The following is a 17387-nucleotide window of genomic DNA, read 5'->3' on the forward strand; positions in this document are numbered from 1 at the left end:
GCTAGTTATGTTTTCTCAATCAAGGTTTTACGCGAGTTTCTTATTCCTAACCGGGATCGTTTCTCTGGTTATTGCTGACTCTGCAATGGCAGACGAAGAACGTGCATTTCCTACCACTTCCTTCCACTCACTGGGTGTTTCTAAAGACATTAGCGTCAACGTTCAATGCGGAGCAAAACCGATGGTGATTGCTCAGGGTCACGAAGACGTACTGGATAAGCTTTCTTTAAAGAACACCAGAGGCAAATTACTGATCAGCAATGAAGGCGAAGATCCCGGATGGTTTGCGACAAAACACCTCGACATTACCGTGGTAACCGACAAGCCACTCACAAGCGTCGAAGCAAAAATGGGCACAAACCTCACCGCTGTTCCATGTGCCATTTCAAGCGACGAGTTAAAAGTAGTGGGCAGCATGGGTGCAGAAATCTTCGTTGAGGGCAAGGTTTCAAACTTGGATGCGCATTTGTCTCTGGGTGCTAACTTCAACAATTCAGATTCTTTACTTGATGTCGAAAATGCCAATATCGACTTTTCAATGGGAGCCAATGCCTATTTGTGTCATGCCAAACGGGTGACAGGTTCTCAGGAAATGGGCGCTGCTCTCTACGTCGGTGAAAATACTCGTTATAAAATTGATCAGGTAATGGGAGCCGTAGTTTCCTACGATGGCTGTTGGTAAAAAGATTGTTGATAGAAAAACTGCGAGTAAAAATAGTTTTACATAAAACCAAAATAATCGTACTATTCAAACTCTAGGAGATAAAAGGCGAGACAAAAAGCACACGAGACAGTCTCGCCTGACAAAAGTTCACCCTGTTCTATCCCCTTGCAACGAGATATGCATCAAGCTTTTTATATGCGACATCTCAAAGCATCTAAAACAAACAAAAAATCTCCGTATGTTCCCTTCTATTTCAAGCCTTACCCGAGCACTCTCTTTCAATTATTCCTCTCTCTAAATCGCTGATTATCTATTTTTACATCCGTTTGCACAGTGATGCTATCCCATTGAAAAATATGGCTTTATATTTTTCTAAAAAGCTAAATTTTGACCGTCTTCAAATCCATAACTGCTTGAAAATACCCAAGAAAAATTTCTGATTAAGCTTGTTCACGTACTCAATCTAACAACAACGATTCTCTGTGCGAGTATCCAGCGGCCTACAGGAGCTGGCACAGAATTCAGCTATACACTTTAGGAGTAAACATGAACAAAATCTTTAAGCCTAGCATCATCGCAATGGCAGTAAGCAGCGTTGCACTGACAGCATTTCCAACTGTCGCAGAAGAAACCGATGCGAAATACGATGTGTACGGAATCATCGCGTTACAGGCGCATTATCGTGACTACGAAAACTCCCCTAGCCTTACTGGCTTCCAAACCAACAATGAAAGCCGCATTGGTTTCAGAGGTTCTAAACAATTCCAAAACTTTGGTCCTAAATTTATCTGGCAGATAGAAGGCGGCTATGTCGACCCTTCTTATTCTGATCACACGGCAAGCGGTGGTTTTGGTGAACGAGATACTTTTGTCGGTTTTGAAGACTTTGACTCGTTCGGCCAATTCCGACTAGGTCGTGTTCTGACACCACTCTATGAAGTGGTTGACTGGCCAGGTGCAAACCCAGGTCTGGGTGATGTGTGGGATTGGGGTGGCTTGATTGGTGGTGCAAAATTCCAGGATCGCTCATCAAACACGGTTCGTTGGGACTCACCTGAATGGGGCGGTCTGACTCTGGATGTGGCTTACGGAAGAACCAAAGCCGCAGCAACCGGAAGTGACGAAGGTTGGTGGCAAGGCGCTGCTGCACATTACAAAGTAGGACCAATCCAGTTTGATGCAGCCTATGAGATCAACCGCAACACTGCTGAAAGTTTTCAGGATGGCACGCTTGATCCCGACGCCCATGACCCATCAACCAAAGATACCTTTAACCGTATCTGGGATAACAATACTTACCTGATTGGGGTTCAGGGATGGTTTGAAAATGGTATTTCCTTCTTCGCGCAGTATCGTATCCAGGATGCAAAAGTTACCGAAGGCGTCGATAACGGGCGTGAGGAGAAACAAAATGCCATGACATCTGGTTTGATGTACAACACAGGCGACTGGCAGTTTAAAGTGGGCTACACCAAAAACTTTGAGCTAGAAGTGAATGGCGAGAAAGTGGCAGACTCAGCTGACGATATTATCTCTGCTCAGGCGATGTATTTTGTAGACCCATCTGCGGTGCTTTACGTACGTGCTCGTGATGTCACCATGGGTGGTAACACGGTTGACTCCGGTAACGCAGGCATGACTTATGATCGCTGGAAGTCAGATTCATTTAATGAAGTATCCGTTGGCGTGGAATACTACTTCTAATCAGTAAAAATAAAACTCAGGGCGGGATATTACCCCGCCCTAACCTGTTTCTGGAGGCTTCATGGCATTCGTTTTACGTATAGTTGTCTTAGCACTGGCTGGCTTTACCAGCTTTACCTTTGCATCCCCATTCACATTGAACCTAAGTAACGAGCTCACCCCAAGAACCCTCAATGGCGCTAAAATTGAGAGTCAGTGGATTAAGTCCAGCTCAGCTCTGGAGATTCAGCCCGGATTAAATCAGATTGCCGTGACTATTGGTCAGATCGTGGTAGAGGATGGCAGAAGAACCAAATACTATTCGCAGCCCTACGTCCTTCTTTTCGAAGCACATGAGTCACTGACTTTAGATTACAAGGCGTTCAGAACAATGAGTGATGCACGCCAATTTGAAAAAGCACCAGCCTTTACTCTGACCGATGCCTCATCCAACTCAATCGACTACAAGATAGATACGATACACATAGGCGGTTTGCAGACGTTGCAAGACTTTGAAGGAGCGATTCGCCGGTATAACGAAAAGAAAGCTGGTCCGGCTGTCTACCGCTCAGAAAAAGAGACGACCGTTACTTTGACTCATTCTGAAGAACATCTTCTTAAATCAGCGCAATCTGCCTTTCAGGATTTAAATTCTGATACTCAAAGAAAGTTTATGGCTTGGGCGATGGAGAATTTAAAGTAAAAAAAAGCGGGCACCGCATGCCCGCAAAGCCCGTTCCGGCTGAAAGAATAGTGCTAGACCCAATTAACCTTTCATATATTGGGTATATAATTCATTGCGGCGGCTAAGATACCATTTGAATATCAAACATACAACACATCATTCCATTTATTTTGACTCTCATTCTGAGAAGGTCGACTTCTTTATATATTTATATCTTTAAAAACAATACGTTATAAACCTACATATATTGGCACTTCCCTTGCTATCTCTCATATAGATATCAAGGAGATGCCATGTTTTCTACCCAACAGCAAACAGACTACAGCAAACACCTGACCACGATTTTGTGTGTCAGTGCGCTGTGTGCTGTGCTGGGTGGGCTATGGTATCTGGTCCCGCACCCGGCGATACCTGTTGCACTTGCCATTGTGCCTTTTGCTATTCTGTTTACACTTAATTTCCCAGTCCTTCTTGCCCTACTGTTTATCGTTTTCTCTTATTTCAGGTTGCATGAAGCGTTTCCTGTTTTAATGCCTTTGCGCATTCCTTTGCTGCTCTCACTGGCGACGCTGATGACCTTTTTCTGGCACATAGCCATCACACGAAATATTCAGTTCAAGCCAAGTAAGGAACTGAAGTGGTTTGCGGTGTTTTTCATTATTGTGATGCTCGGAATTCTGTTTGCTGGTAATAAAACGGCATCCATCAATTACTTCACCAGTACGTATGTCAAAATCGCCATCATGACACCCGTCTTGTCATGGATCCTTACTCAACCCAATCACTTCAAACTGGCTATTCGCCTTTTCTGTATTGCCGGTGGACTGGTCGCTTTTGTAGCTATCTCGAACAAACTCGCTGGAATTGGTCTGGTAGAGGGAACGCGAGTCACCATCGGCAGAAGCTTTCAATCGGTACTTGGGGATCCAAATGACCTCTCTTTGGTCTTACTGTTTCCCTTCTCGTTTGCACTTGCTCTCGTTATGGCTCCGGGTATGAACAGATATGAGCGTGTCTTCGGTGCCATTACCAGTGTACTCATTGTATGGGCAATCATTGCGACTCAAAGCCGAGGCGGGCTACTCGGCATTGCCAGCGTGCTCGGCATTTTTGCTTATCGACGTGTGAAATCTAAAGCGCTGCTGTTTTCTGGCGGTGGCGTTCTTATGGTGATCTTGTACTTCGCTGCTGGAATCAGCGGACGAAAGTCTGGAGGAGCCGCAGAGGAAGGTATTGATGAATCAGCCATGGGGCGGATTCATGCCTGGGAAGCCGCATTCAAAATGGCACTAGACAACCCGGTTACCGGAGTTGGCATCGATAACTACTTCTACAACTATTACTTCTACAGCAGCTACTGGGACGGTAAGAACCATGCGGTTCACAGTACCTGGTTCGGCGTATTGGGTGAAACAGGGTTTGTCGGTCTTTTTGTTTTCTTAGCCATGGTGATCACCATGTACAAAACTGCCATCTACTCACTCAGAAAAGTCAGTGAGAACATTGATCGATTCCCACCTGTCACTTATGCCATGAGTGAGGGCACGTTAGCCGGAATCATCGCTTTCAGCGTTTCGGGTTCTTTTTTAACTCAAGGGTTTACATGGCCTGTCTACATTCTGGTGGCCCTGACGGCGGCCAACTATCATTTCGTTAAGCAACACGGGGAGAAAAATCATGGAGAATAGAATTCCATCACTGGATGGGCTGCGCGCAGCGTCCATTTCTCTTGTCTGTTTTGGTCACTTGGTTGGTACCGTAAACTTTCCGCAGATATTCATGCCTCTTCACAATTTGGGCAACTTTGGCGTGAAGGTCTTTTTTGTCATTTCAGGATTTCTAATCACCACCCTTCTGCTGAATGAGATGAACAGAAACGAAAAAGTGAACCTGTCTCAGTTCTTCATTCGCCGTATATTCCGACTGTTTCCGGCTTTCTATTTTTACGTGCTCTGTATCGCAGTGGCAGAATATGCTGGGATTATCTCCCTGATGCCCGGTGATCTCTTCCACGCTGTCACTTACACCATGAACTACCACCACGAGAGAGAATGGTGGTTAAACCATACCTGGTCACTCGCGGTTGAAGAGCAGTTTTATCTTCTCTGGCCCCTACTTCTGACTTTGTTGGGTAAAAAGCACGCCAAACACTTATTGGTCATCGCTATAGTCATCATTCCTTGCGTTCGCTACTGGATGTGGTTTGAAGCAGGCAGTTCCCCTTCAGCCATGACACGCGAATTTCAGGCAATCGCCGATGCACTCGCGATGGGCTGTATTCTCGCTTACATGAAGGAAAGTGGCTTCAGGCTCCCTGAGTTTTTTGGTTCTGTCTGGTTCATCGTGATACCTGCTGCCATGATTCTGGTTCCTAGTGCAATCTACAAACTTAGCCCTGCCTGGTTTTATGTCGCTGGGCAAACCATCATCAATGTTTGCGCCGCTTTGATGATTTTACGCTATAGCCAGTTCAATCAGGGCATCACCTTTAAATTGCTTAACAGTAAGCCTGCCGTTTGGCTGGGTGTTTTGAGCTACTCACTGTATCTGTGGCAAGAACCTTTCCTAAATTCCTGGACCCGAGAGTGGTACGCCAACTGGCCGACTAACATCATTCTTGCGTTTGCATTCGCTCTGTTCTCCTATTACATAATTGAGAAACCGGGGTTAAAGCTACGCAAAAAGCTGATGACACCCCGTGAGAGTGTGAGGACGGTAAACACAAGAGGATCGAAAGCGTGATATACCTGACCCAGTACGTTTAACCATAACAGCACAGGAATCACATGGCTTCTTACTAGGGTCTGTTGACCTTTCGAGATGATTTTTGCAGCAATTTGTGGGTTCTTTATACAAGGCAGTGCTTATTCGGTGTAGTCGCTCTACATCAATAAGCGGTAACACAGTAGAAAGGAGCCACAAATGCTGCCCGAAGGGTTCGGTTCTATGCGCTTTACTCTTTGTTGCAAGGTATTTGCTTAGAATAACTAAGCTAAAGACCTTGCGCCGCGATTAAAACACATAGAACTCGAACAAAATTTAACCGCGAAAGGTCAACAGACCCTAAGAATTGATAGCCACGTGAGCAATCAAACAAGGAGAGGACGATGGAACTGGGTGCATTTTCGGTTAGTTTAACCGTCAAAGACTTACAGAAATCCAAAGCGTTTTACCAAGCGCTAGGGTTTACTGAATTCGCAGGTGACGAAACGCAAAACTGGCTCATCATGTCTAACGGTGAACATAAAATTGGGTTGTTTCAGGGGATGTTTGAGAAGAACATGCTGACCTTCAACCCCGGCTGGACGCAAAGCTGCGCTACCCTTGAAAACTTCACCGATGTAAGAGATATCCAGAAGCATCTGGAAAGCTCGGGGATTACGCTTGCTTCCAAAGCCGATGAAAACAGTTCAGGACCAGCGCATATTATGCTGGAAGATCCTGATGGCAATCCCATATTGCTAGACCAGCATGTTTAGGGTCTGTTCGGACCCTATATCACATAAAGGTGTAACTATGATTGAATGCCCATGATTTACTCGGTTCAATAAACCAAGTTTGGGGTTCAATTCATAAAGGAACACATCATGATCAACGTACACTACTCCTATCGCGAAGGTGATGCGAAAGAGCCCACTCACTTCTCATCTGAAAACGCAACCATCGAGCAGGTCATGTCCATTCTGACCGAATACCCTTGGGATACCGAAGGCAACTTGCCAACAGAAGAGCACGCTGGCGGTGGTATTTTTGTGGAAATCACCAATCACAATAAGCAGGAAGCGACCTTTCAGATTGTGCCTTTTGGCAATGAGCATTGCATGTTGTTTGCTAACGTTGTGTTGAAAAAAGGGTTTCTCGGTATATTCGGAAAGCAGAGCGTTTCAAAAGATTTTGAAGAGCTGACACCCGAACAAGCTATCGAACGAATTAAGCCTTTTTTATCCGTTTCAGTGCCATCTATCTACGAAGAACTTGCTTCAATTTAATTTCATTTTCTGTCCGCGACAGGAAATTAACCCTGTCGCACACATGGTCAAAATTTACATGTCGATTGGCAATTTTATTGAAGTAACCTCTCATTTCATACTCTTACACCCCACTTCTCTGCACTCTTAATACAATCAGTTGAGCTCAAATTAAAGCTTGATATCCGAACGGAATATCCAGCCACTCAAATGTTCTTAAAACGCGTTTGACGCTGTCAGATGTGGCTCCTAAAGTTTGCTATACCCTCACTTGTTCTGAATAGTCAGTTCAGGTTTCCACACACCAAACATAGGAGTCATTGTTATGAAAAGAGCCAGTTCAGCCTATCGCCTTCAAATGATTAAAGAAGTCGCAATTAGGAATCAGCAGCAACCGGTCGATGACCCTATGGCAAGCCACATACGCCAAATGTTGGCAGAAGACCCAAGTAAAGATCAGAAAATGGAAGACCAAAATCGCTTTATCGGTGTTCACTTTGATGAAAACGCCGGAGGTTGGGTAGATGATCGCTGGAGTTTAAAATAGAACTCCAAACTTCAGATTAGAACAGCCAGCGACTCTCGCTGGCTGTATCAAGATGTTCATAAAGCTATACTCAAATCCCTTCCATAAGCAAAATTCTAAGAAGCTTTCCCCTCTAAATCGTCACATGTATTCACACCAATTGCTGATAAAACCTCTAATAAAGACTATTCTAATAGTTAGTGCTTTCCCATAATTTTCTCGGTTCTATGTGGTAAAGAAAAACTGCTTATGTGTCTTATTTTAAAAGCAATTTTTCATTCAAAACCACATAGGTCTTACCTACACTCAGGATTCAAAACACAGGGCAAACCTGAAAATTAAAACAGGCTAGGACAATGAACAATCAACACACCCCGATTTACACCACTTCGCAAATTAGAGAAGGTGAAAAACTGGCGGCAAAAAAGCTCGGTATCCCGATGTACGAGCTGATGGAAAGAGCGGGCAAAGCCATCTTTCACCTCATGACTCATGAATACGCCACGGCAAAAAAGATACTGGTTTTATGTGGCACCGGAAACAACGGCGGTGATGGATACGTCGTTGCCAAGTTGGCTAAACTCTCAGGATTGGATGTGACTTTGTGGCATGTGGGCGACTCTGACCGCCTTACGGGTGACGCCCTGACTGCGCAACAGGGTTGGCTGGGTATCGGAGGGGAAATTCTTTCGCCAAGCTCATCCTTTCCCAAACATCTGGAACTGATCATTGATGGCATGTTGGGTACAGGGTTGTCTGGAAACGTTAGGCGACAATACGCAGAAGTGATTGAACGTGTGAACCTGCACCCTGCTCCTGTTGTTGCGGTGGATGTTCCTTCAGGGCTTTGTGCCGATTCTGGCTTCCCTCTCGGGACAGCATTAGAAGCCGAATTTACCGTAACATTTATCGGAATGAAAAAAGGTCTGGTCACAGGGCGCGCAAAAAACTTTACCGGGACGTTGAGTTGCGATTCTCTGGGGACAAGCGAGTATTTTAAACAGAATGTTTCCACGCCCTATCAGATGATAGGTTCAAGAATCCTTGATGATGCGTTACCCAAACGAAAGCCTAACAGCCACAAAGGTAATTTTGGCAAGGTGCTTTTGGTGGGCGGAGCCCACGGTATGGGGGGCGCTATTACTCTCGCAGCTTCTGCCTGTGCACGTACTGGTGCGGGGTTAACTAAAGTCATCACATACAAGGACAATGCTCCCTCTTTATTAGCTACGCATCCAGAAATCATGATCGATCCAAACATGGGCAATAAGCATCTGGTCAATGACTCACTTCAATGGGCAGACACTTTGGTTTTGGGACCTGGGCTGGGTCAACTGGTTTGGGGAAGCGAACTCTATCATCTATTCTGTCATCTTGATCTTCCAAAAGTACTGGACGCCGACGCGCTTAACTTTCTGGCTACTCAGCCAGATAAGGATGAGAACCGTATTATTACTCCCCATCCTGGTGAAGCCTCCCGATTACTTGAATGCACAGTGGCAGAAGTAGAGGACAACCGCTATCAGGCTGCGGCGAACCTGCATGAAAAATTTGGTGGGGTTGTTGTATTAAAAGGTGCAGGCACCATTGTTTATGATGGTGGAACCTTCTGGGTCTGCGGTCAGGGCAACCCCGGCATGTCGACAGGTGGAATGGGAGATATATTAAGCGGTGTAATCGGCAGTTTGTTAGGGCAAAAACTGAACTTGCTGGACGCTGCGAAGCTAGGGGTATGGCTTCACAGTAATGCCGCTGACTGGTGTGCCAGAGAGGAAGGCACAATCGGGTTACTCGCCAGTGATTTACTTCCGTATTTGAGAAAACTCATCAACAAAATGGAAGAATAATGATTGCATTAGACCTTTAATTTCGAAAATTGCATCCGGCTTGTAAAAGCGGGATGCGGTCATTCTTTTAGGTCGCTTCCAGCAATAATGTGTGTTAACCAACCGCTCTTACCCAAATTGTCGTGTGATGCAGGCTTGCATAAATTTCATTCAGACATAAGAGCTAGGCTGATAATCCATGTTCATTTTTTCTCGCTCAATTCATAAACTTGAAGTAGATTGCTCGTATAGTTCATTAACACAACAGTAACCATCAGGGTCAATTTAATGGTTACGACAGATAAAACATTTATAAAAATGATAAAAAAAACACTCACTCTTTGCCTTTCAATCATAACGTTGTTTCTCCCTACACTTGCCTGTTCCTCGGTCGATCTTGTCAAAGTCGTCAAGGCTGAGAGGAAAATGTACCTAATTGATGAAGGAAAAATCATTAAGGAATACCGGATCGCTTTAGGTGGCTCTCCCAAGGGGCATAAAGTTCAGGAAGGCGACCACAAAACCCCAGAAGGTCGATACATTCTGGATTACAAAAAAGAAGACTCGGCATTCCACAGAGCCATGCACATCAGCTACCCCAATACAGCAGACAAAGCGAAAGCCAAAGAGCTGGGCGTCGATCCAGGTGGCTTTATCATGGTTCATGGCAACAACCCTAAGAACAAATATCTTCAGGTAGACTGGACTGAGGGCTGTATTGCCATTACAGATGATGAGATGGACGAGTTTATGGATTTAGTTCAAGTGGGAACCCCAATAGAAATAATGTGGACAGAATCCGACCAACATAACTAACCTCGCCTTCATTTCCCTTTTCTCAATAGCCCAAGGAATTTACTGTCATTTATTTCGCATTAGTTTTTCTAATCATAATCATAGAAAACTATCGTGCTTGGGCTATCTGTTTTTTCTTGTCTGGCAAAGGCTTTACTCTTACTATCTCGCCCGTATCGGGATTTTGTGTTGTATCTGGTAAATATACAGTTTAAATAAACGCCAGATAGCATTTCTTTTCATATCCCAAGTATCGAAATACCCAATATTTTCCATTAGGAGTAGTAAACATGCCTTCATCTGTGCCTTTGGCTCGGTTGACTTTTCTGATCGCAATTCTGACCGCTGTTGGTCAGATGACTCAAACCATGTACGTCCCCTCTATTGGACATATGGCGTCTGAGTTTATTGTTGATCCTGCCGTATTGCAGGCAGTAATGGCGTGCTATTTGATTCCTTATGGATTATCTCAGTTCATATATGGTCCGCTCTCAGATCGCTTAGGCAGAAAGCCCATTATCGTGGTTGGACTGATCATCTACCTACTGGGTACCTTGGTTGCTCTGTTTGCACACAATTACGATGTATTCCTGTTAGGAAGCTTTATTCAAGGGGCAGGTATTGGCTGTGGTGGAGCAATGGCCAGAACACTGACACGCGACTGCTTCGAAGGAAGCAGGCTGCATCGAGCCAACAGCCTAATCAGTATGTGTGTCATCTTTTCGCCATTAGTTGCTCCATTACTAGGCGGATACCTGACTGAAACATTCGGCTGGCGCAGCAGTTATCTGTTCCTTGCGTTGTTTGCAGCGGCTGTCGTGCTCACCATGATGACAAGCTTTAAAGAGACCCTGCCCAAATCAAGAAGAAATGCGGCACCAGTCTGGCAGAATTATCGATATGTTTTATCAAATCGCCGATTCCAGGGATACCTAGGATGCCTTATCGCAACATTTTCAGGTGTTGCTGTATTTGAAGCTGCAGCTGGGGTGTTATTGGGCGGAACACTTAACTTACCGGCAACGGTAGTAAGCCTGCTATTTATTGCACCAATTCCCGGCTATCTTGCAGGTGCAGGGCTTTCCAGCGTGATTGCGGAAAAGTTCTCCGAAAAATACGCGATGAACTTTGGTTTGATTGCTGCAATTCTGGGCTCTGGTATTGTTCTGTTCCCAGGTTTGAACGACCAGACCACTGCCGTGACTCTGGTTGGTGGCGCTACCGTCTATTTCCTTGGTGCCGGGGTGTTGTTTCCTGCGGCAACAACGGGAGCGATTGCACCATTTCCTGCGCATGCCGGCACGGCTGGCGCAGTACTAGGTGGAATGCAGAATTTTGGGGCTGGTGTAGCCACATTAGCGGCTTCTGCACTGCCTGCAAGCAATCAGCTTCCTCTTGGAATCATTATGCTGGTGTGTGCCATTGCAGCCTTTGTAAGTTTGATTTGGGTAGACAAGCATCCTGACTCTCAACAAAATCCTGAAATTTCTGCGATATAGATCCAGCTTTAGTCTCGCGCTCATGACATGTCATAAATCTGTCATGAGTGTTGACTAATCTCACAACCTTATGCGCCCTCTGTTTATCATTTACGAATACGCAAATGAGTCAGTATTTATATTTACAGTTGATAATAAATATCATTTACATATTTAAAAAATATGACTAACATTAATCGAGTTGCTACCAGAAAGACCTGAGAAAAGATTGAAATATAACCGGATTCAGCCGCGAACAACCTATATTTGGCTAATAGGAATTTTAGTCGCCCTCCTTTGTTTATTTACAATTAACTATTACGAAAACAAACGCTCGCAATACGCCCTTGAACTGCAAACAAACGAAAAGGTAAAAACCTTAGAGAAATCTATTGATTCTCTTACTACTATTCTGCATTCCACTCGTGATTTCCTTCAAATTAACAACAACTTATCATCAGAACAATTTCATACGCTGTTAAAAGACAGGACGGGTATTGGTTCTGGTATTCATACTATTTTCTGGGCACCTTTAATTTCGACAGAAGACAAACTTCAAGCGCAAAGCCTGGCGAATCTCAGTGGTCAATTGGGTTATGCGATTACTCCCTCACTTTCAACCACTTATGCCTGTGCCAGTTGGCTTGGTCGACATGCATTCCCCGTGCTGTTTGCCTCCCCTAAATTTGAAGGCAGCGACTTTCTGGGTTCAAGAATTGAGAGCCATTGCCCAAACAATTTTGCATTAAAACGGGCGATAGAAATTAACGAAGTGAAGGCTTCCACGTTTTACCATGAAGGAAGAAGAGGGTTACAAATCTATTTGCCTGTGCAGTCTGGAAGTGGGCAAACTTTAGGCATTTTGGTAATGAATATTATCCTCCATGAATTTTTAGAGCTGACGTGGCAGGAAGAAATCATTGCGAAAAATATCGATATATTGGTCGAAGACGACGATAGTCGTCAGCTATTTAAAACTGAAAATCAAAGCGTTAAACAGAATCAATACGGTTTGATCAAATATCCATCAGCCACACGAACATTATATTTCCCTATATTAGATAAATCGTTAAGTGTCACTGTTACACACTTATCAAAAGACTACCGACCCTATATTTACAGTACGGTTTCAACATTACTGATTTTTATGCTGACTCTGTCGGTTTCAGTCAGTGTGAAAAGCTATGCTAATCGGCTCAGAGTATCGAATAAGCTGGTCGCTGAGAAAACCCAGAAACTGCGTACACAGGCAACACATGACGCACTCACTGGTTTGTTCAACAGACAGGCGCTTGCCGAACAACTTCAAGAATTTATTGAGAACATCACTCCAAACGGAGGCAATGGCTTTGCCATTCTGTTTATCGATTTGGATCGTTTCAAAATCGTCAACGACTCGATGGGTCACATGGTGGGCGATCTCCTTTTGCAGCAGGTTGCGTTAAGACTACAAAGCAACGTAAGAAATGACGACATATGCTATCGATTCGGTGGCGATGAGTTCATTGTCTGCCTGCGAAACAAGCTAAATCGCTACGACATTAATAACGTCTGCCAGAGATACCTAAGCGCTTTAACCGAGCCTTACAACTGTAATGGTCAGTTATACAACATAGGTGCGAGTATTGGAGTCACGACCGTCAATTCTTCCACCCAGACGTTAACCAATATTCTGCGGGAAGCCGATACAGCCATGTACCGGGCGAAAAAATCTTCATCAAGCCAGATTGTTTTTTACGAAAACACCATGTTTGATCAGGCAAAGCAGCGATTCACTATCGAAAACGAATTGAGTGAGGCACACAATAGAAAACAGCTGTTGCTCAACTATCAGCCCGTGTTTTCGACCGAATCAAACCAGCTTTCAGCATTTGAAGCACTGCTACGCTGGAAACACCCGGATAAGGGTTGGATTTCGCCAGATACCTTCATTCCTGTTGCCGAAGAAACCAATCAAATCATTGGGATTGGCGATTGGGTGCTAGAGGAAGTGTGTTCAACCATTCAGGAACTATGGGACAAATCTGAATCAGGGAAATGCCCACGCATCAACGTTAATGTATCGGTAAAGCAGCTTAAATCGGGACATATTATTAAAACTCTTCGTCATGTACTGAAAAAGTACCGATTCCCAGCCTCACGCTTAGGTGTCGAAATTACTGAATCGACACTTTTAAACCACAGCACAGCACTGAGCACGCTCAAGCAAATCAAATCACTTGGGGTGAGCCTGTATTTGGACGACTTTGGGACCGGCTATTCCTCGCTATCTGTTCTCAATGACTATCCATTCGATGTTGTAAAGATGGATCGCAGTTTCATCTGGAAAATGGACAAACCGGGAGACAAATCTGCTCAGCTATGTGAAGCCATTATTCAGATGTCACATGCGATCCAGTTGGAAGTGGTGGCAGAAGGGGTCGAAACTCAAGCTCAGTTAGACATGCTCAGAAACTATGAATGTGACTACATTCAAGGGTACTTAAAAGGAAAGCCCGTTTCGAAAAACGAGCTTTCAAGGTTTGTGGGCGCATCAAAGACGGTACAAAGGCTTACTGCCATCTCTCACCCTTCAACAAGACCAGAGAAAGTAGAAAAAGCCTGATGGGCTCTGGCGAGTTCGTTTTTTTAGCTGTCGGCGGGATAAACCAACCCAATCTGCTTTCTCACTTCCGTCAGGATCTTCGCAGTAGACAAAGAGCGTTGCTTTGACACTTTGTCTGCTTTTCCTTCACGAACTAACTGCACAAAAAACTCGGCTTCATAGCGCATGCTCTGTTCATCTGAAGGCAGCGTAATATCTTGCGCCAACTCCCCTCTGGGTTTGAACTCTACTTTTTCGGCGTCTGATAGCGCATGGATAATCAGGTTACCTTTTTCGCCCTGTATCTCACTAGGAATGGCAGAATCTGCAATTTTAGAATGGAGAATCACCACATCAAACCCATTGTACTCAAACAGCATACTTCCCTGCCCGTCCACACCAGAATCCAGCATTGTTGCGGTTGCGCTCACGCGTTCTGGTTCCCCAAACAGGCTGATAGCACTGGCAACGCAGTAATATCCGATGTCCATAGCTGAGCCATTCGAAAATTCTGGATTAAAAGTATTTGGGTTTTCACCATTTAAGTATTTCTGGTAGCGAGAAGAATACTGACAGTAGTTCAATACGGCTTTTCGAACAGGCGCGATGTCGTTCATGCGCTGTTTTATCAGGTTGAAGTTAGGCAGGTAGTCAGTTTTAAAGGCTTCAAAGAGAACAACCTGATTCTCTTCTGCTGCCTGAAACATCTTTTGCACTTCATCGTAGTTAGAAGCAAGCGGTTTCTCACAAATAACATGCTTCCTGCTATTCATAAGAGCAATAGCCTGCTGGCAATGGAATGAATTAGGGCTTGCAATGTAAACCGCATCTATGGATTCATCTGAGCACAGTTCACCGAATTCAGTAAACACCACCTCACAATCAAACTTCGACGCAAACTGCCTGCCTGTTTCTTCAGATCGTGAATAGACAGCGCTCAGTGCATATTGTTCGGTCAGCAGTGCTGCATTTAAAAATCGTTCAGTGATCCAATTGGTTCCAATAATGGCTAACTTAATCATTCGTAATTCCATGAAATCTCACAAGACAGAGGGAATTGTGACTGAATCAACTGATTGTTCAACAAATTATTTACAACTATAGATCTATACACTTCAATAAACTGAGTACTTTAGATTCCAACTCAGGTTGTTCCTTACTCATTTTTCGCAGATTTCGGAGTCGTTATGTCAGACGTATCACCAATCTGGTCACCAGATCCAAACCGGGTCGAAAATGCTCATATCACCCAGTTCATTCAGAAAGTGAACAAGGACTTTGATTTGTGTCTTTCTGACTACCCATCTCTGCACTCGTGGTCCGTAAGTTCTAGTGAAGGTTTCTGGACAAGCTTGTGGGACTTTACCAATCTGATTGGCAATAAAGGCAATACTGTCAGGGAAGTGGGTCCCTCAAAATGGGAATCTCCAGCAAGCAGCCGCGACACCTTATGGTTCCCTAATGCTTCACTCAACTACGCCGAGAATTTACTGGCTAATGGATCTCAAACCCCAAACACAATAGCTATCGAGTTCCATAATGAGCGAGGTCAGCAGGTAAGCCTAAGCTGGCGTGACGTTTGTGAACAGGTGTCAGTTATCCAGCAATGGCTAATAGATTGTGGTGTAGAAGAGGGAGATGTTGTTGCCGGCTACCTCCCCTATTTACCAGAAACCGTCATCGCGATGCTTGCAGCAACCAGCCTTGGAGCCATATGGACTTCAACATCTCCTGATTTTGGTATCGACAGTGTTTTGGAACGATTTGGGCAGGTAAAACCTAAAGTATTGTTCTGCTGTGACGGGTACAGCTTTGCGGGTAAACAGCATTCTATGCGCGAAAAGAATCAGGCATTAAATGAACAGCTTGTTTCACTTAATCAAGTCTGTGAAATACAGTATTTAAATACCGATGTGCAAAGCGATTTTTCATCTTGGTCAGTTATCCTCGGAAACTACGAAGCAAAGAAGCTGGAATACCAAAGAGTCGGCTTCAATTCACCTCTGTTCATTCTTTATTCCTCAGGCACCACTGGCAAACCAAAGTGCATCACACACTCTGTAGGCGGTACTTTGCTGAATCATATGAAGGAACACCAGCTTCACTGTGACGTTAAACGGGGAGATAAAGCTTTCTACTACACCACGTGCGGGTGGATGATGTGGAACTGGCATGTTTCTGCTCTGGCTAGCGGAGCAACGCTCGTCATATTTGATGGTAGCCCGGTATTCCCGCATCAAGGCATTTTATGGGAACTGGCAGAGTCCTCCAAAGTAAAACTGTTCGGTACTTCCGCAAAATATCTGGCTGCATTAGAAAAAAACGGTTACCACCCAGATCAACATTATGATCTAAGTTCAGTAAAAACGTTGTGCTCTACTGGTTCCGTTTTGTTTCCCGAACAATTTGACTATGTCTACCAAAACATTGGTGGCGAAATACATCTTGCTTCGATTTCCGGCGGAACCGACATCTGCGGTTGTTTTGTTTTGGGTAACCCTATGTCCCCAGTCTATCGAGGTGAATGCCAGGCGGCGGGCTTGGGGTTGGATGTCCGTGTCTTTAACAGTCAGGGGAATTCTGTTCTTGGTGAAAGAGGAGAACTTGTCTGCCTTAACAGCTTTCCAAACCAGCCAATCGGTTTCTGGCAAGACAGTGGTGAGCGTTATCACAATGCCTATTGGGGAGAATTTGAGAACGTATGGCATCACGGTGATGATGTGGAAATGACGTCCAGAAAAGGAATGATTTTCTATGGGCGCAGCGATACCGTACTCAACCCAGGCGGGATAAGGATCGGCACTGCGGAAATTTATCAGCAGGTGAATCAGCTAGATGGCATTGTTGATTCGATTGCCGTTGGTCAGCAATGGGAAGGGGACGAAAGAATCGTACTGTTTGTTCAGATGGAAGATGGGCAAATTTTGTCGGACGAGCGAATTGACGAGATCAAGTCGACACTAAAAAATCGATGTTCACCCAGACACGTTCCTTCTCTGATTTATGCGGTTAGCGACATACCAAGAACTAAGTCAGGTAAATTGGTGGAAGTGGCTGTTAAAGAGGTCATCCATGGCAATGAAGTCAAAAACATTGGTGCCATTGCCAACCCAGAAGTATTGGGGGAAATTGCCTCGGTTTTCGCTCAAGGTTGAATGCAAAAGCGCAGGCATATGTG

The 17387-nt window shown here is 44.6% G+C and carries 14 protein-coding genes; 13 read left to right on the forward strand and 1 reads right to left on the reverse strand.

Features of this window, described 5'->3' with window-relative positions; all coding sequences use genetic code 11:
• Positions 1-7: 7 nt before the first annotated feature.
• The 12 genes from INR79_RS25270 to INR79_RS25325 all read left to right on the forward strand — a co-directional run bounded on the left by INR79_RS25270 (position 8) and on the right by INR79_RS25325 (position 14230).
• Positions 8-682 carry a GIN domain-containing protein gene (locus tag INR79_RS25270; protein WP_223097529.1) on the forward strand — a complete coding sequence of 225 codons (675 nt, stop codon included), beginning with the start codon at positions 8-10 and terminating at the stop codon, positions 680-682.
• Between the two features lie 528 nt (positions 683-1210).
• Positions 1211-2368, forward strand: coding sequence for a porin (locus tag INR79_RS25275; protein ID WP_004407314.1), 1158 nt, complete (start codon positions 1211-1213; stop codon positions 2366-2368).
• A gap of 61 nt (positions 2369-2429) precedes the next feature.
• Positions 2430-3050: a DUF2057 domain-containing protein gene (locus INR79_RS25280; RefSeq protein ID WP_223097531.1), complete on the forward strand. Its 621-nt coding sequence runs from the start codon at positions 2430-2432 to the stop codon at positions 3048-3050.
• Between the two features lie 275 nt (positions 3051-3325).
• Complete coding sequence (locus INR79_RS25285; protein ID WP_223097533.1) at positions 3326-4720, forward strand: O-antigen ligase family protein; 1395 nt, start codon at positions 3326-3328, stop codon at positions 4718-4720.
• Complete coding sequence (locus tag INR79_RS25290) at positions 4710-5774, forward strand: acyltransferase family protein (RefSeq protein WP_223097535.1); 1065 nt, start codon at positions 4710-4712, stop codon at positions 5772-5774. The genes INR79_RS25285 and INR79_RS25290 overlap by 11 nt, the downstream gene beginning before the upstream one ends.
• Before the next feature lie 365 nt (positions 5775-6139).
• Positions 6140-6511 carry a VOC family protein gene (locus tag INR79_RS25295; protein ID WP_004407306.1) on the forward strand — a complete coding sequence of 124 codons (372 nt, stop codon included), beginning with the start codon at positions 6140-6142 and terminating at the stop codon, positions 6509-6511.
• Positions 6512-6619: 108 nt separating this feature from the next.
• Positions 6620-7021, forward strand: a complete 402-nt coding sequence (locus INR79_RS25300; RefSeq protein WP_022592831.1) for a hypothetical protein — start codon at positions 6620-6622, stop codon at positions 7019-7021.
• Between the two features lie 304 nt (positions 7022-7325).
• Positions 7326-7547 (forward strand): hypothetical protein, encoded by a 222-nt coding sequence (locus INR79_RS25305; protein ID WP_004407302.1) that lies wholly within the window; start codon positions 7326-7328, stop codon positions 7545-7547.
• Positions 7548-7882: 335 nt separating this feature from the next.
• Positions 7883-9373, forward strand: a complete 1491-nt coding sequence (locus INR79_RS25310) for an NAD(P)H-hydrate dehydratase (RefSeq protein ID WP_223097538.1) — start codon at positions 7883-7885, stop codon at positions 9371-9373.
• 297 nt (positions 9374-9670) lie between these two features.
• On the forward strand, positions 9671-10168 hold the full coding sequence (locus tag INR79_RS25315) for a murein L,D-transpeptidase family protein (protein ID WP_038143406.1): 498 nt from the start codon (positions 9671-9673) through the stop codon (positions 10166-10168).
• A 269-nt stretch (positions 10169-10437) separates the two neighbouring features.
• On the forward strand, positions 10438-11646 hold the full coding sequence (gene emrD / locus INR79_RS25320; protein WP_004407294.1) for a multidrug efflux MFS transporter EmrD: 1209 nt from the start codon (positions 10438-10440) through the stop codon (positions 11644-11646).
• A gap of 208 nt (positions 11647-11854) precedes the next feature.
• Positions 11855-14230 (forward strand): bifunctional diguanylate cyclase/phosphodiesterase, encoded by a 2376-nt coding sequence (locus tag INR79_RS25325; protein WP_223097540.1) that lies wholly within the window; start codon positions 11855-11857, stop codon positions 14228-14230.
• Positions 14231-14253: 23 nt separating this feature from the next.
• Here the strand turns inward: INR79_RS25325 and INR79_RS25330 are convergent, their stop codons facing one another.
• Complete coding sequence (locus INR79_RS25330) at positions 14254-15231, reverse strand: Gfo/Idh/MocA family protein (RefSeq protein WP_223097543.1); 978 nt, start codon at positions 15229-15231, stop codon at positions 14254-14256.
• Positions 15232-15396: 165 nt separating this feature from the next.
• Between INR79_RS25330 and INR79_RS25335 the strand changes: the two genes are divergently transcribed.
• On the forward strand, positions 15397-17364 hold the full coding sequence (locus INR79_RS25335) for an acetoacetate--CoA ligase (RefSeq protein ID WP_223097545.1): 1968 nt from the start codon (positions 15397-15399) through the stop codon (positions 17362-17364).
• The last annotated feature ends 23 nt before the right edge of the window (positions 17365-17387 follow it).

The organism is Vibrio sp. SCSIO 43132, from assembly GCF_019904195.1.
GTDB classification, from domain to species: Bacteria; Pseudomonadota; Gammaproteobacteria; order Enterobacterales; family Vibrionaceae; genus Vibrio; species Vibrio nigripulchritudo.

What these genes read in the sequence shown, in the direction of transcription:
- INR79_RS25315 (WP_038143406.1), top strand. Translation starts at nt 9,671, where the DNA reads ATGATAAAAAAAACACTCACTCTTTGCCTTTCAATCATAACGTTGTTT.
- INR79_RS25305 (WP_004407302.1), top strand. Translation starts at nt 7,326, where the DNA reads ATGAAAAGAGCCAGTTCAGCCTATCGCCTTCAAATGATTAAAGAAGTC.
- INR79_RS25280 (WP_223097531.1), top strand. Translation starts at nt 2,430, where the DNA reads ATGGCATTCGTTTTACGTATAGTTGTCTTAGCACTGGCTGGCTTTACC.
- INR79_RS25270 (WP_223097529.1), top strand. Translation starts at nt 8, where the DNA reads ATGTTTTCTCAATCAAGGTTTTACGCGAGTTTCTTATTCCTAACCGGG.
- emrD (WP_004407294.1), top strand. Translation starts at nt 10,438, where the DNA reads ATGCCTTCATCTGTGCCTTTGGCTCGGTTGACTTTTCTGATCGCAATT.
- INR79_RS25275 (WP_004407314.1), top strand. Translation starts at nt 1,211, where the DNA reads ATGAACAAAATCTTTAAGCCTAGCATCATCGCAATGGCAGTAAGCAGC.
- INR79_RS25310 (WP_223097538.1), top strand. Translation starts at nt 7,883, where the DNA reads ATGAACAATCAACACACCCCGATTTACACCACTTCGCAAATTAGAGAA.
- INR79_RS25295 (WP_004407306.1), top strand. Translation starts at nt 6,140, where the DNA reads ATGGAACTGGGTGCATTTTCGGTTAGTTTAACCGTCAAAGACTTACAG.
- INR79_RS25285 (WP_223097533.1), top strand. Translation starts at nt 3,326, where the DNA reads ATGTTTTCTACCCAACAGCAAACAGACTACAGCAAACACCTGACCACG.
- INR79_RS25290 (WP_223097535.1), top strand. Translation starts at nt 4,710, where the DNA reads ATGGAGAATAGAATTCCATCACTGGATGGGCTGCGCGCAGCGTCCATT.
- INR79_RS25335 (WP_223097545.1), top strand. Translation starts at nt 15,397, where the DNA reads ATGTCAGACGTATCACCAATCTGGTCACCAGATCCAAACCGGGTCGAA.
- INR79_RS25300 (WP_022592831.1), top strand. Translation starts at nt 6,620, where the DNA reads ATGATCAACGTACACTACTCCTATCGCGAAGGTGATGCGAAAGAGCCC.
- INR79_RS25330 (WP_223097543.1), bottom strand. Translation starts at nt 15,231, where the DNA reads ATGATTAAGTTAGCCATTATTGGAACCAATTGGATCACTGAACGATTT.